Source organism: Corynebacterium drakensteinense (genome assembly GCF_041224285.1).
Classification (GTDB): domain Bacteria; phylum Actinomycetota; class Actinomycetes; order Mycobacteriales; family Mycobacteriaceae; genus Corynebacterium.
This window is the reverse complement of the sequence record NZ_JAXOFP010000008.1, coordinates 78,942-94,083: the sequence shown is the minus strand read 5'-3', so window position 1 is coordinate 94,083 and position 15,142 is coordinate 78,942. Positions and strand designations below refer to the sequence as shown.

General features: G+C 59.2%; 13 protein-coding genes. All 13 read left to right on the top strand.

What is annotated here, in order from left to right; all coding sequences use genetic code 11:
- The first annotated feature begins 2 nt into the window (after positions 1 to 2).
- Positions 3 to 1,670: a UDP-N-acetylmuramoyl-L-alanyl-D-glutamate--2,6-diaminopimelate ligase gene (locus U1140_RS06295; RefSeq protein WP_369846684.1), complete on the top strand. Its 1,668-nt coding sequence runs from the start codon at positions 3 to 5 to the stop codon at positions 1,668 to 1,670.
- Positions 1,667 to 3,172 (top strand): UDP-N-acetylmuramoyl-tripeptide--D-alanyl-D-alanine ligase, encoded by a 1,506-nt coding sequence (locus U1140_RS06290; protein WP_369846683.1) that lies wholly within the window; start codon positions 1,667 to 1,669, stop codon positions 3,170 to 3,172. The genes U1140_RS06295 and U1140_RS06290 overlap by 4 nt, the downstream gene beginning before the upstream one ends.
- Positions 3,173 to 3,235: 63 nt before the next feature.
- A complete protein-coding gene (gene mraY, locus U1140_RS06285; protein ID WP_369846682.1) occupies positions 3,236 to 4,333 on the top strand; it encodes a phospho-N-acetylmuramoyl-pentapeptide-transferase in 1,098 nt (365 codons plus the stop codon).
- 56 nt (positions 4,334 to 4,389) lie between these two features.
- The gene (gene murD / locus U1140_RS06280) at positions 4,390 to 5,856 is read left to right on the top strand and encodes a UDP-N-acetylmuramoyl-L-alanine--D-glutamate ligase (protein WP_369846681.1); all 1,467 of its coding nucleotides are present in this window, start codon (positions 4,390 to 4,392) and stop codon (positions 5,854 to 5,856) included.
- A 2-nt stretch (positions 5,857 to 5,858) separates the two neighbouring features.
- On the top strand, positions 5,859 to 7,391 hold the full coding sequence (locus tag U1140_RS06275) for an FtsW/RodA/SpoVE family cell cycle protein (RefSeq protein ID WP_369846680.1): 1,533 nt from the start codon (positions 5,859 to 5,861) through the stop codon (positions 7,389 to 7,391).
- Positions 7,364 to 8,479: an undecaprenyldiphospho-muramoylpentapeptide beta-N-acetylglucosaminyltransferase gene (gene murG, locus U1140_RS06270; protein WP_369846679.1), complete on the top strand. Its 1,116-nt coding sequence runs from the start codon at positions 7,364 to 7,366 to the stop codon at positions 8,477 to 8,479. The genes U1140_RS06275 and murG overlap by 28 nt, the downstream gene beginning before the upstream one ends.
- Positions 8,480 to 8,650: 171 nt before the next feature.
- Positions 8,651 to 10,162: a UDP-N-acetylmuramate--L-alanine ligase gene (murC, locus tag U1140_RS06265; protein WP_369846712.1), complete on the top strand. Its 1,512-nt coding sequence runs from the start codon at positions 8,651 to 8,653 to the stop codon at positions 10,160 to 10,162.
- A 2-nt stretch (positions 10,163 to 10,164) separates the two neighbouring features.
- Complete coding sequence (locus tag U1140_RS06260) at positions 10,165 to 10,821, top strand: cell division protein FtsQ/DivIB (protein WP_369846678.1); 657 nt, start codon at positions 10,165 to 10,167, stop codon at positions 10,819 to 10,821.
- Between the two features lie 314 nt (positions 10,822 to 11,135).
- The gene (gene ftsZ, locus U1140_RS06255; protein WP_369846677.1) at positions 11,136 to 12,386 is read left to right on the top strand and encodes a cell division protein FtsZ; all 1,251 of its coding nucleotides are present in this window, start codon (positions 11,136 to 11,138) and stop codon (positions 12,384 to 12,386) included.
- A gap of 98 nt (positions 12,387 to 12,484) precedes the next feature.
- Positions 12,485 to 13,174 carry a peptidoglycan editing factor PgeF gene (gene pgeF / locus U1140_RS06250; protein ID WP_369846711.1) on the top strand — a complete coding sequence of 230 codons (690 nt, stop codon included), beginning with the start codon at positions 12,485 to 12,487 and terminating at the stop codon, positions 13,172 to 13,174.
- 56 nt (positions 13,175 to 13,230) lie between these two features.
- On the top strand, positions 13,231 to 13,995 hold the full coding sequence (locus tag U1140_RS06245; RefSeq protein WP_369846710.1) for a YggS family pyridoxal phosphate-dependent enzyme: 765 nt from the start codon (positions 13,231 to 13,233) through the stop codon (positions 13,993 to 13,995).
- Between the two features lie 105 nt (positions 13,996 to 14,100).
- Positions 14,101 to 14,670: a cell division protein SepF gene (locus U1140_RS06240; RefSeq protein WP_369846676.1), complete on the top strand. Its 570-nt coding sequence runs from the start codon at positions 14,101 to 14,103 to the stop codon at positions 14,668 to 14,670.
- Positions 14,671 to 14,737: 67 nt separating this feature from the next.
- Positions 14,738 to 15,028 carry a YggT family protein gene (locus U1140_RS06235; RefSeq protein WP_369846675.1) on the top strand — a complete coding sequence of 97 codons (291 nt, stop codon included), beginning with the start codon at positions 14,738 to 14,740 and terminating at the stop codon, positions 15,026 to 15,028.
- Positions 15,029 to 15,142 lie beyond the last annotated feature (114 nt).

Below are 15,142 nucleotides of genomic sequence, written 5' to 3'. Positions count from 1 at the left end.
CCATGAGCACGACTTTGGCAGCATTAATCGAAAAATTCGGTGGCAGGCTTGCCGACGGCACGCAGGCATCAGCAACTGGCGCTGAGCACACAGTCCTTGGCATTGGGCTGGACTCGACGAAGATTGCTCCCCGCGAAATTTTTGCAGCGCTTCCGGGCACGCGCACTCATGGAGCGGAATATGCGGCCGATACGGCAGCCGCAGCCATCTTGACGGATGCTGCCGGTGCGGAGATTCTGCAAACCCGCGACGAAAACCGCCCAGTGTGGGTCGTCGAGAACGTGCGCGCAGTACTTGGTCACATCGCCGCGGAAATTTACGGGCACCCTTCCGAGAAAATGACGGTCATCGGCATCACCGGAACGTCAGGCAAGACGACGACCAGCTATATTCTCGAAGCTGGTTTGCGCGCAGCCGGGGCGAAAGTCGGAATCATCGGCACGACCGGCACGCGCATCAACGGGAGCAAAGTCCCCACGAGCCTGACCACACCCGAAGCCCCGAAGTTGCAGCGGTTGTTCGCCATGATGCTGGAACAAGGCGTAACCCACGTCGTCATGGAAGTTTCTTCCCATGCGCTGGAGCTCGGCCGGGTAGCTGGCACCACCTTCGCTGTTGCTGGCTTTAGCAATCTTTCCCAGGATCACCTGGATTTTCACCCCACGATGGAAGACTACTTTCAGGCCAAGGCCCGGTTGTTCAGTGGTGCGCAGGCAGCGCAGAAAGCTGCCATCGTCACAGACGAGCACTGGGGGCAACAAATGGCGCAGATCGCCGAGCAACACGCCGCATCATGCTGGCGGGTGCAGACGAACCTCACAGAGCACAGTGCCGCTAGTGCAGATGGTGCGGCTGGTGCACCCCGTGCAGACGTCGCGGTGCTCGCCGCTGATCTCGCAGCCAGTGGCACGCAAAAGGTACAGCTGCGCCTGGCCGACGAGACCGTCGAACTGGATCTCCCGTTGCCGGGCAGCTTCAACGTCGCCAATGCCGCGCTGGCGTGTGCCTTGGCCAAACTTGCCGACGCCGGCATGTCTGCGTTTTTGCACGGCGTCGAAAACGTCGCGGTGCCGGGGCGTATGGAATCTCTGGCAGCAGGCCAGGACTTCGTCGCAGTCGTAGACTATGCGCACAAACCTGGGGCGCTGGAAGCCGTACTAGCCACCTTGCGTGGTCAAGTGACCGGACGCGTCGGCGTGGTAGTTGGCTGTGGTGGCGATCGGGACTCGTCGAAACGCGAGATCATGGGGCGCATTGCCGCCCAGCAAGCAGACTACGTCGTGGTCACTGATGACAACCCACGAACGGAAGACCCTGCCCCGATTCGCGCGGCGATCATGGCCGGTGCACGCGAAGCGCTGCAGGTAGCAGGGCGCGCACCTGCAGAGCATGTGGTCGAAGAAGGCGATCGTGCGCGCGCCATCGAATTGTTGGTGGACTGGGCACAGCCTGGTGATGCGATCGTGGTGGCTGGAAAAGGTCATGAAACCGGCCAGATTGTGGGCGATACCGTGCACGAATTTGATGACCGCACGGTCCTGGCCGCAGCCCTGGAGGCGGCTGGATATAGCGCCGCTGGCGATAGTGCCGTTAGTGGCAACGGCGGTAATGGACGTGCAGATGATGCAGGTGAAACAGACGATGCAGGCGAAACAGAGGCGAAACGATGATCCCATTAACTATTGCGCGAATTGCAGACATCGTTGGCGGCCGGTTGGATAACGTGACCGACCCGCAGGCGGTGGTTACTGGGCCGGTCGAATTTGACTCTCGCAAAATCGTTCCCGGCGGGCTGTTTCTGGCACTGCCCGGTGCCAAAGTCGACGGCCATGATTTTGCAGGCATTGCGCACGAAGCTGGGGCAGTGGTGACACTGGCCGCACGCCCGGTCGGCAGCCCGGCGATCATTGTGCCGCGTATCGATACCGATTCCGCTACCAGTGCATCTAACAGTGCCTCGCAAGCCTATGTTTTCACACACGACAGCGATGGTTCGATGCGCGCTTTGTTGCGCGCTCTGGCGCAGCTCGCCCGCGTCGTGGTGACCGAATTAACCGATACGGGTAGTTTGAGCGTGGTGGGCGTGACTGGTTCTGCCGGGAAAACGTCCACCAAAGACATGCTCGCGGCGATCTTGTCGACGTCCGGGCCGACGATCGCTCCGCCAGGCTCATTCAACAACGAAATTGGCCACCCCTATACCGCGTTGCGTTGTCAGGCAGATACAGAATTTCTCGTCGCCGAACTTTCGGCGCGCGGGGTAGGCCACATCGCACAATTGGCAGACATTGCCCCGCCGCGAATCGGAGTGGTGCTCAACGTCGGCAGCGCGCACTTGGGTGAGTTTGGCTCGAAAGACACCATCGCGCAGGCTAAGGGCGAACTGATTGAAGCTGTACCTCCCGCTGCGGAAGGTGGGGTCGCCGTGCTTAATGCTGATGATCCCGCGGTGGCAAACATGGCTTCGCGCACACGCGGAAAAGTCGTGACTTTCAGCGCCGCAGGCGATGCGACCGCGGATTATTACGCCAGTGAACTCCGACTGGACGAATGTGCCCGGGCGCGCTTCCAGCTGAATAGCCCGCACGCGGAACCGGTCGAAATCCGCCTGCAAGTAATGGGTAATCACCAGGTCAGCAACGCTTTGGCGGCAGCTGCCGTGAGCGCAGAAGCGGGGGTGCCACTCGAGCAGATCGCCGTGGCGCTCAACGACTATGTTGCGGTATCAGCACACCGGATGGACGTGCGTGAACGCCCTGACAACGTCACCATCATCAACGATGCCTATAACGCGAACCCAGAATCGATGCACGCAGGCCTAGCAGCGCTAGCCTCGGCAGCCGCGCATCCAGCGCAAGCAATCGCTGTGCTCGGTGAAATGAGCGAGCTGGGTGATAACGCCCGCGAGGTGCACCACGATTTGGGCACGCAGCTGGCTGCATATTCCGTCGATACGCTGGTGGCCGTCGGCGAGACCGACAATATTGCTGCACTGGTCGACGGCGCGCGCCAGGCTGGCATAAACACTCGCCATGTTGCAGATGTGAATGGTGGGACGCGTACAGTGGAAGAGATCCTCCGCTCGGCACAACACCGCGACGTGGTTTTAGTGAAAGCCTCGAATGCGTGGGGTTTGTGGCGGGTCGCTGAGCAACTTGCAGGCACCGCCTAGCTGGCAGAGCCTAGATATAAGCATCGAGCAAAGCATTGAGCAAAGCATAAGGAATAGTAACCAGTGACTCAGATTATTCTCTCCGGCGTTATCAGCTTCCTGGTCGCAATTTTTACGACTCCGGTGCTGATCCGCTACTTCACTAACGTAGGCCGGGGCCAAGAGATTCGGGAAGATGGGCCACGTTCGCACATCCGGAAGCGGGGCACACCCACCATGGGTGGAATTGCGATCGTTCTGGGCATCACCGTCGCCTACGTGCTGGTAAATATATATGGTTTGCTCACCAACGCCGGCTCGTTTACCGCATCAGGTTTGCTGGTACTCGGTCTGATGCTCGGGCTAGCCGCGGTCGGGTTCGCCGATGACGGCATCAAATTATTCAAGTCGCGGAACCTGGGGTTGAACAAAACCGGCAAACTTGTCGGCCAACTCGTGCTGGCAATCGCGTTTGCGATCTTGGTGCTGCAATTTCCTAACGACGAAGGCCTGACACCAGGCTCAACCAACTTGTCATTCCTCCGCGATATCGACACCTTCGATATCGCCGTTGGCGGGGCAATCATCGGCTCGATCATTTTTGTCATCTTCATGTACATCTTGATCTCTGCCTGGTCGAATGCCGTGAACTTCACCGATGGCCTAGACGGCCTGGCAGCCGGCTCCACGGCGCTGGTGATGGGAGGCTATACGCTGATCACGTTCTGGCAGTTCCGCAATTCGTGCGCGCAGGCCGTTGACGCCGCGTGTTACCAGGTGCGTGACCCGCTGGATATCGCAATTCTGGCCTCTGCGGGGCTTGGCGCGAGCCTGGGCTTCTTGTGGTGGAACGCCGCCCCGGCGAAAATCTTCATGGGCGATACTGGCTCACTCGCACTCGGTGGTTTGGTGGCCGGTATTTCCGTGACCACCCGCACCGAACTGCTGATGATCATCATCGGTTCCATCTTCGTCGTCGAAGCGGCTTCGGTGGTCATCCAGATCCTGGTCTTCCGTACCAGCGGAAAACGCTTCTTCCGGATGGCGCCGATTCACCATCACTTCGAAAACGGCGGCTGGGCAGAAACCACGGTGGTCATCCGTTTCTGGCTGCTTTCTGCCATGGCGGTAATTTTCGGTACCTCGCTGTTCTACGGCGAATGGCTGCTGCTAACCGGCTAGCGGTCTGATTCTTCGCTGCAGCCCCGACGGACCAAGCACAGACTGGAGACAAATCGATGACGCACGATGCACCCACAAAGCAGCATGGCGCTGCGAGTCCCACGGAATCTGCCGCGGCTGCCCGTTTAGAATTTTCGCGCGTACTCGTTGCCGGTGCCGGGGTTTCCGGCGCTGGTTGCGTCGCGGCACTTGCTGCGCTCGGCGTCGACGTCGTTATCGCGGATAATAACCTTCCCGCTGCGCAAGCTTTGGCAGACAAGCAGCAAGCAGCAGATGCTCGAATCACCGCGGTGCACGCAGCCGAGGTAGATTTTCGGGCCGCAGAATTCGCTTGCCTTGATCTTGTGGTTACCAGCCCTGGCTGGCCGCCGCACGCGCCGCTGTTGGTGGCAGCGAGCGAGGCCGGACTCGAGGTCATCGGTGATGTCGAACTTGGGTATCGCCTGGACCGCGCCGGAGTCTATGGTGAGTCCCGTGATTGGCTCGTGATCACCGGAACGAACGGCAAAACCACCACGACGGGAATGTTGGCCTCCATCATGGATGTGCATGCAGCCGCCGTCGGCAAGCGAGCGATGGCAACCGGCAATATCGGTGCTTCGGTGTTTGACGCTCTCGCAGCGAGCCCACGGGTGGATATTGTGGTGCTGGAGGCATCGAGTTTCCAATTGCATTGGGCACCGACGTTGACTCCGGATATCGGTGTATTGCTTAATATCGCTGCCGATCACATCGATTGGCACGGTAGTTTTGCTGCTTATGCCCGTGATAAGGCCGCGGTATTGCGCGCGCCAAAACAAGTAGTGGGGCTTGACGACGCCGAGGCCGCGCGGCTTGCGGCGGAGAACAACTGTCGCGGATTCACCCAATACGAGCCACATGACGGCCAAGTTGGCGTGCGCGCGGGCATGCTGGTGGTTGGCGATGCGGCATCCGATGTTGAGCTAGCACCGACCGCAGGCCTGCAGCCTCCCGGGGCCGCCGGAATTCTTGATGCAGCAGCGGCAGCCGCGGCTGCCTATGACTACGGTGTCGCTCCCGCCGAGATTGCCGCCGGGCTTAAGCGCTACCGCGTGGCGGCCCACCGTGGGGCAGTGGTTGCAACCATCGATGGGGCTGACTACATCGACAACTCGAAGGCCACCAATCCGCACGCCGCGCAGGCTGCGATGGCGGGCTTGGAATCCATCGTCTGGATCGCAGGCGGTCAGCTGAAAGGCGCCAGCGTCGAAGAGCTGGTGCGCGAGGAAGCTCACCGCATGCGGGCGGCGGTGCTGGTGGGCGTCGACAAGCAGATTATTGCCGAGACCCTCCGTGCATGCGCGCCACAGGTGCCCGTCGAAATTATTACGAGCGACGAGCCACGGGAGTGCATGCGCCACGCCGTCGCTGCAGCGCACCGGCACGCACGCGCTGGCGATACCGTCTTGCTCGCACCGGCGGCGGCGTCTCTCGATATGTTTTCTGGCATGGCCCAGCGTGGCGATCTGTTCGCTGACGCCACATCCGACTACTCTGGTTAACCATGGCCACACAGACCCCGCAAAACAGTCGGCGCACCTGGCGTAACTGGAAGCTCAACATGCCCAGTCACCCAGGCTTGGACTATTTGATGCTCCGTATCTCCATTTTTGTGTTGGTTGGAATCGGCGTGGTCATGGCGTTTTCTGCGACCATGACCTGGTCTGTCATCGAAGGCAACACGGTATGGGCACAAGCTGCACGCCAGACTGCCTATGTGCTCCTTGGCCTCCTAGCGTTCTGGGCCGCGTTGCGCACCCCCTTTAGTACGGTCAAAAAAATCACTCCGTGGTTTCTTGCGCTTGCGGCGGTATTGACCGTCCTGGTATTCGTCCCAGGGATTGGCGTTGGCCGCAATGAGGTTGGTTCGCAGTCCTGGATCGTGTTGGGGCCGTTGCGTCTGCAACCTTCGGAGATTGCACGCATTGCCGTGGCGATGTTCGGTGCGCTTAGCCTGGCAAACAAGCGCCCGCCGCGCTCGTGGAGTGAGGTTAAACTCACGAACCCATTCGTGGTGTATATCGCCATCTCCGTGGTGTTTTTCAGCTCGATGATTGCCGAAGGCAACCTGGGTGTGGCGATGACTTTCGCCGTTGTCGTCGGCTTTGCTCTGTTCTTTGCAGGGATCAACTGGCGCGTGATCGCTTTGGCCATCGGTGGCCTGGTGATCAGCTTGGTGTACGTCTTCTTAAGCGGTGGCTACCGCAGTGATCGCTTTACGACGTTCTTCGGTGCGTTTACCGGTAACTTCACTGATACGCGTGGTTCCGCCTTCCAGACTTACCAGGGCTTTTTATCTCTTGCCGACGGCTCCGTGACCGGCGTGGGCATTGGCCAGTCACGCGCGAAATGGTTCTACCTGCCGGAAGCGAAAAACGACTTTGTTTTCGCCATCATCGGTGAAGAACTTGGCCTTTTCGGCGGCGTGCTGGTTGTGGGGATGTTCGTGATCCTCGGTATCTTCGGTTTGCGCACTGCAATGCGCGCACAAAACCAGTTCCAGTCGCTGTTGGCGGCCACCTTGACGGCAACCGTGGTTTCGCAGGCGTTTTATAATATTTCCTACGTCATCGGCCTGATGCCCATGACTGGTGTGCAGCTGCCGTTGATTTCTTCCGGCGGTACCTCCACCGTCGTCACGCTTGCCGCGATGGGGCTGTTAGCGTCAGTGGCACGGCACGAACCGGAAGCGGTCTCGCATATGCAAAGCTATGGGCGCCCATTGTTTGATCGTTTGCTGATGATCCCAGAACCTACCGTTGCAGTGGCTTCCTCGCGCACGGCCGCTGGAAGCCAGCGTGGTCGTGGGCGTGCAGGTAGCCGACAGCCGGCGCGTCGCTCCGGGCAGTCCCGTCCAGAGCACCGTCGCAGCGAACAGCGCTTCGGTACCGCGGTCACGGCTCGCTCACGTTCGCAGCACACCAGCCGGGGACCAATCAGCGGGGCACATTCCCGCACCGCAGAAACAACTCCGCATTCGCACCCGAACCAGAAAGGACGTCCAGCAACATGGCGTCAACGAACGATTCGGCACTAACCGTCGTCCTCGCCGGAGGGGGCACCGCCGGGCATATCGAGCCTGCGCTTGCGGTCGGGGAAGTGTTGCGTACCCGCTATAAGGCCGAGGTCTTAGCGTTGGGTACTGCACGTGGACTGGAAAGCGACATCGTTCCCGCCCGCGGGTTCACACTCGAGTTAATCACTCCGGTCCCCGTGCCACGGCGCATCAACGGCGAGCTTTTTGCCTTGCCGTTCAAAGTCTTGCGCTCGATTCGGCAGGCGCGCAAAATTCTGCGGAAAAACCGCGCCGATGCTGTTTTCGGCACCGGTGGTTACGTGTCGGCATCGGCCTATCTGGCGGCAAAAACCCTGGGGATCCCGTTTTACGTGCTGGAAACCAATGCGCTGGCGGGCATGGCTAATAAGATGGGTGTGCGCCTAGGCGGGACTGGCTTCAACGCGATCGAGAGCTCGGGTATGTCCGGCGATGTCGTTGGTATTCCGGTACGCCCGCAGCTGGCTGGGGGAGACCCAAGTGGAGAAAAGGCCGCCCGTGGCCGGGAATTGTTTGGTCTTGCCGACGACCGCCCAACCATCTTGGTTACTGGCGGATCGCAGGGAGCAATCTCCATCAACACCGCGGTCGCTGGCAGCATCGACCGGCTGGTCGCCGACGGCTATCAAGTGTTGCACGCCTATGGGAAGAAAAACGATCCCCCGGAAGAAAAAGCCCATTATGTCTCGCTGCCGTATATCGACGACATGGCCGCAGCCCTGGCAGTGGCCGATCTGGTGGTGTGCCGTTCTGGTGCGATGACGGTCGCAGAAGTCTCAGCGTGCGGGTTGCCGGCGATCTATGTTCCTCTGCCGCACGGTAACGGCGAGCAGGGCCTGAATTGTGAGTCCGTGGTGGCCGAAGGCGCTGCGCGTAAAATTGATGATGCAAAATTCTCACCCGATGTTATGTATGAGGCAGTGGATGCCATTTTGGGCAATGAGGATAATTACCAGCAGATGCGCACCGCCGCGGCGGCGTCCCGGCAAGGTGATGCTGCTTGGCGCTTAGCTGAGCGGATCGTATTTGATAATTCGACTACTCAATCCACCCGCGAGTCCATGAGCTAGGAGACACCCGTGGCAGAAAACAACTCTGCAGACAACAACACTGCAGACAACGACGCTGCAGCGAACAGTACTGCGGACAACAGCACTGCAGAACACAGCCCTGTACAAGCCGACTCTGCAGCGCAAATCGATCTTTCCCGTGTCCACCTTGTGGGCATCGGGGGCGCCGGTATGTCCGGGGTTGCTCGCATTTTGCTCTCGCGTGAAGCGACGGTGTCTGGTTCCGACGTGAAAGATTCTCGTCCGGTTCGTGCGCTGCGTTCGATGGGGGCGGATATCGCGATTGGTCACCGTGCCGAAAACTTGGAACTCGCCGGCGGCTTGCCGACGGTGGTGGTCACCTCGTTTGCGGCGATCCCGCAGGACAATCCCGAGCTGCAAGCGGCAGCAGACAATGGTATTCCGGTTATTCGTCGTTCCGATCTTCTCGCAGAGCTGATGGATGGCTATACCCAGCTGTTGATAGCCGGAACCCATGGCAAAACCTCGACTACGTCGATGGCAGTCACCGCATTGCAGGCGGCGGGCACGGATCCGTCGTTCGCGATTGGTGGCCAGCTCAACCGCGCCGGCACCAATGCCCACCACGGCACTGGTGATGTTTTCGTCGCCGAGGCTGATGAATCCGATGCGTCGTTATTGCGCTATCGTCCGTCGATTGCGGTGGTAACCAATATTGAGCCGGATCATCTGGATTATTTCGGTACCGCGGACAATTATTTCCAGGTTTTCCGGGACTTTGCTGAGTTGCTCAGCGACGACGGCGTGTTGGTTGCCTGTCTGGATGACGCCCACACTGCGGAACTCGCGGTGGCGTGTGCCCAGCGCGGAATCACGGTATTGGGCTACGGCACTTCCTCGGATGCCCGCCCGGCTGAGGTGGAAGAACTGTTGGTGGCAGAAATTACTGCCACTGAGGTCTTGGCATCGGGCACACGGGTGTGGCTGAAGTTGCGGCTGCCGCAGGGAAGTGGCCTTGCTGGGGCTAATTCTGGTGCAACTACTGGCGAGCAGACCGAGCAGCCCCGGGAGATCTCGGTGGATTATCTCGTGCAGATTCCGGGCTATCACATGGTGTTGAATTCCGTCGCGGCAGTCTTAGCTGGCGTGGCAGCTGGCGTCGATGCAGAAAAGCTGGCGGAAGGCGTGGCCAGTTTCGCAGGTGTGCGGCGCCGCTTTGAATACCACGGTGAGGTTGCCGACGGGCGGTTTGCCGGGGTCAAGGTTTATGACGATTATGCGCATCACCCAACCGAGGTCATGGCAGTGTTGACAGCAGCGCGCGAGCAGGTGCTTGCCGAGGGGAAAGGCGGCAAAGTTGTCGCGTGTTTCCAGCCGCATTTGTACTCACGCACCAAAGAGTTCTACCGCGAATTCGCCCAAGCGCTTTCGCTTGCCGACGCCTGCGTGGTGCTCGATATTTTTGGGGCCCGAGAAACCCCGGTCGAAGGCCTGACTTCCCGGATAATCACCAATGCGATGGAAGAATCCGTCGCCGTGCGCTATGAACCCGATATGTCGGCTGCTCCTGCCACGGTCGCTTCACTGGCGGGACCACATGATCTCGTCCTGACCATGGGAGCGGGATCGGTCACCGTCTTGGCTCCGGAGATTGTGCAGTACTTGCGTGCCGACGGCGCCGATGATGATGCTGTAGCCGAGACTAACGAGGCCGGTCGCTAGCCGTGCGGAAAAAAACCATTACTCTGAGCATCGTTGCGGTCATCGTGATCGCGGCGGTGGCGGGTGCCGTTTTCTGGATCTTTCCGGTGCTGCGAGTGAATTCTATCGAGGTCACGGGCAATGAGCGCGTGAGTGTAGAAGACGTCATCGAAGACAGTGGCGTGGCGGAAGGCGATAATTTGCTGCGCATCGATGCCTCGGGAGCAGCGCGCCGCATTGCGCAACAGTCGTGGGTCCGTGGTGTGACGGTCTCGCGTCATTTCCCGTCGACGGTGGACATTGCAGTCACCGAACGAGAGGTCGTTGGCTACATCGAACACGATGACGGTGCGCACCTGATAGATCACCAAGGCCATGCATTTTTGATTGATACCCCGCCCGAAGAGGCGGTGGAAATTATCGGTGCAGTCGATGATGAAGATGCGGTCAATGCCGCGGTCGCCGCCATCGCGACGGTACCCAACGAAATTCGGCGCGAGATCGCTGCGTTGGACGTGAATCAGTCACATGCCATGGAGCTGCGTTTGCATGATGGGCGCACGATTTACTGGGGCGTGGATGATGTCAACGAGCAAAAATCCGCTGCCTTAGAGCATGTCATTCATCGCGAGGGGCAGCACTGGGATATTTCCAACCCGAGCCTGGTTACGGTTCAATAGAACAGACCCTTTTTGGGCGCGCGACGAGCGGTATTTCGGGGGTGATCGCAGGGGGTGATCGCCCCCGTTTTTCGTCGAAAAGCCCAGTTCAGTACCCTAAAGTAAAGGTTTAGGTGTTCGACACGCGTGCTAATATACGACAAAATTACAGAAGTGTCACTCAAGATAGTCACGTAGCTAACTCGCGAAAGATTATTTGGTGCAGTCTGTGCTGCACGGCTGAGCTGTCTCAGTGATCTCGAGTGAGAACAACAGCCCATATTTCAATGCCCGCGAAGACGAAAAGCAGAACCTGAAAGGCCGGAAAACCTCTTATGACCTCACCTAACAATAACCTTGCTGACATCAAGGTCGTTGGCGTTGGCGGCGGCGGCGTGAACGCCGTCAACCGCATGATCGAAGAGGGCCTCAAGGGGGTCCAATTCGTTGCTATCAACACGGACTCGCAGGCATTGCTGTTTTCGGATGCCGACGTCAAACATGACATCGGCCGGGAAGCAACCCGTGGCTTAGGCGCAGGCGCAAACCCGGAGGTAGGCCGCAGCTCTGCCGAGGATTCGAAGTCTGAGTTGGAAGAAACCCTGCGCGGTGCCGACATGGTTTTCGTTACCGCAGGAGAAGGCGGTGGTACCGGTACCGGCGCTGCTCCTGTCGTGGCTAATATCGCCAGAAAGATGGGTGCGCTGACCGTCGGTGTCGTCACTCGTCCATTCAAGTTCGAGGGTGCACGCCGTTCCCGCCAGGCCGAGGCCGGAATCGCGGAACTGCGTGAAGTGTGCGACACCCTGATCGTCATTCCGAACGATCGCTTGCTGCAATTGGGTGATGCCAACCTGTCCATGATGGAAGCCTTCCGCGCCGCCGACGAGGTTCTGCATAACGGTGTGCAAGGTATTACCAACTTGATCACCATTCCGGGCATGATCAACGTCGACTTCGCCGATGTGCGCTCCGTCATGGCTGAGGCCGGCTCTGCGCTGATGGGTGTGGGTTCGGCCCGCGGCGATGACCGGGTGATGACGGCTGCCGAACACGCTATTAACTCTCCACTGCTGGAATCCACCATGGAAGGTGCCAAGGGCGTTCTGCTCTCGATCGCCGGCGGCTCTGACCTGGGACTGCAAGAGGTTTACCAGGCATCGACCATGGTCGAAGAAAAAGCGGACCCAGATGCCAACATCATCTTCGGTACCATCATCGACGACAACCTGGGTGATGAAGTCCGCGTGACCATCATCGCCACCGGTTTCGATGCAGAAGCGAATCTCCAGGATGAATACGGCTCGCACGCTGCCGTGCGGGAGGTCAGTGCGCAAACCGGTTCGCAGGCGCAGCGTGGACCAGCTGCTGATAGCGCAGAACGCGCGCAGACTTCCGAGCCGCGCGCGCCACGTCCAGAACGTGGCTCACTGTTTAGTGATCGCGAAAAACCACGCCCGCAATCCAGTCGCTCGGGCGGGCTGTTTACCTCCTCCGAACGATTCCACGAGGCACCGGAACCACGTCAGCCACAGCGCGATGTGGATCCAGATGATGATCTGGACGTTCCAGACTTCATGCGCTAACCGGCGAAGGCAACTCTATGGATGCAACTGATCCTGGCGCTATGAACAACTCTCACGCCCACTCCGCGAACGCTCCGGTGGAAAGTCGTCCGGTGCGCATGGTCTTTACGACGCGTCACGGCGGGGTTTCCGAACCGCCCTATGGTTCGTTTAACCTGGCCGACCACGTCGGTGACGACGCCGCGGCTGTGGCTGCGAACCGGCTGCGTTTAGCGCGTGTGCTGGGCTTAGAAGAAATCCAGTGGATGGAACAGTTGCACACCAATACCGTCAGCGTGGTCACCGAATTGAGTTCCGAACCGGTGGCGACGACCGATGCTTTGGTGACCACGGTGCCGAATCTGGCGTTGGGCGTGCTCGTTGCCGACTGCGTCCCGGTGTTATTGGCGGACCCACAAGCGGGCGTGTGCGCAGCTGTGCATGCCGGTCGATTGGGAGCACGCAACGGGATCGTGGAGCGCACCGTTGAGACAATGCGTGACATCGGCGCCGAGCCGGGCAATATGCAGGCGCTGTTGGGCCCGGCTGCTAGCGGAGACAATTATGAGGTGCCCGCTGCGATGGCCGCAGATGTGGAGGCACGATTGCCTGGCTCACGCGCACGAACGAAGCAGGGTACAGCCGGGCTGGATATCCGCGCCGGATTGGTGCGCCAATTGCTTTCTCTGGGAATTACCGCCATTGAAGCCGATCCGCGTTGCACCATTGCGAACAAAGAATTTTTCTCGTATCGACGCGAAGGCACCACTGGACGCCAAGCCGGGGTGATTTGGTTGACGGGTAAATAACTGTCACCGGCACGGCAGCAGGCTTAAGCGACGCGGAACTAACGGGAGAAGTGATGATGTCTGGCAATGATGACGCTGGCAACAACGACGTTGGAAACAACGACACCGCAGAAGCTCGCCAACGGCGGCTGCACGACAACCTCGCGCAGACCAAAGCTCGCATCGCGCAGGCTGCACAGGAAGCTGGTCGCGATGCAGAAGAGATCACGCTGCTACCGGTCACCAAGTTCCACCCGGCCGAAGCAATTGCTGCGTTGGCTGGCCTCGGTGAAACCGACGTCGCGGAGAATCGGGAACAGGAAGCACGGAGCAAGGCAGAACAGCTGCCCGATGTGCGTTTCCACATGATTGGCCAGGTGCAGACCAAAAAGGCTAATTCTGTGGCGCGCTGGGCCTACAGTGTGCATTCGGTAGATTCAGCCAAGCTTGCCGACGCACTCGACCGCGGCGTGGGCTTGGCAATTGAACGTGAGCAACGTCCAGCCGATTTTGTCCTCCCGGTCTTTCTGCAATTGTCTGTCGACGGAGATGCCTCCCGTGGTGGTCTGCCCGCAGACGAGTTGTCAGAGTTGGCTGATCACGTCGTCAAGCTAGAACATCTCGAATTGGCTGGGGTGATGGTGGTACCACCGCTGGAAGCAGATGCTGCTGCGGTGTTCCGTGCTGCTCGTGGTTTGTGCGATGATCTCGCAACCCGGGTTGGGCGTCGCCTGCGCTTGTCTGCGGGGATGTCAGCTGACCTGAATGAAGCCATCGCTGCAGGTAGCGACATCGTGCGTGTCGGTACTGGCATCATGGGCAAGCGGCCAGTAGCTTTTTAAGCAATGAATGCGGCAACCACCTGACGCAAGGGCATAAAGACACCACACCGAAGATTTAGTCACCGCACAAACATCAACGTTTATTAATTAACAAGGGGAAAGCCAATGTCGATCATGCGCTTCGCCAAAGAATTTTTCTACGGCCCAGAAGACGACGCTTATTACGAATACGATGAAGCCGCGGACTATGACCGTCGCGACGGATACCGGGACGCATCGCCGCGGGAAGACTCCCGTGAAGCTGCTTACCGCGACGTGCCACCGCGCCGCGAAGTTGCCGGTGCCCGCGACTACGGCTATGAACGCGACTCTTTGCGCGAGCCTGCTGCTGCGCGCCCGCGCGGTTACGACGACTACCAAGCTGCTGTAAGGCCTGCACCTGCTGTCGCAGCAGAACCATCCGTTGTCGCGTTGTCTCTGGTGAGCTATGACGAGGCCCGCAAGATGGGCGAAGCATTTCGTGACGGTGACATCGTGGTATTTGAGATCACCGACGCAGAACGCGGTGTTGCTAAGCGCATCATCGATTTCTCTGCGGGACTCTGCTTTGCCTTGCGTGGACAGATGAAAAACATCACGGCAAAGCTGGAGACTGACCGGAAGATTTTTGCGATTATCCCGGAGCAAGCACAGGTCACCAACATCGATCTGGAGCGGGCTGCTGGCTTGCGCTAAACCAGCGGCGCTGCCGTGTGCGCCAGCCGATATAGAACACGCGAGTGATCAGGTAGACTAGACCGTCGTGAGTATGCTCGGAGTTATTCTTCTCGTTGCCATTCGCCTGTACACCCTGGTCTTGGTGGGGCGCATCATTATCGAGATGATTCAGTCGTTCGGTCGGACGTTCCAACCGCCGCGGTGGTTTATTTTGATCGCCGAAGTGCTGTTCATGCTGACCGACCCACCAGTCAAAGCGTTGCGTCGCTTGATTCCACCGCTGCGTACCAACGGTGTGGCGCTTGATTTGTCGGTTTTGGTGCTGTTCTTGCTGCTCATGGTCGCTAGCATGGTCGTGCGAGCAGTGCTTTTATAGCGGCGCCAGGCGTTACCACCTGCGGCGTAGGATTGATCGAAGCCTGCAAGTCAGATAAATTTAATATCGTTAATATAACGCATGAGATTTTCGTAACTAACAGGTCTCGTCCGC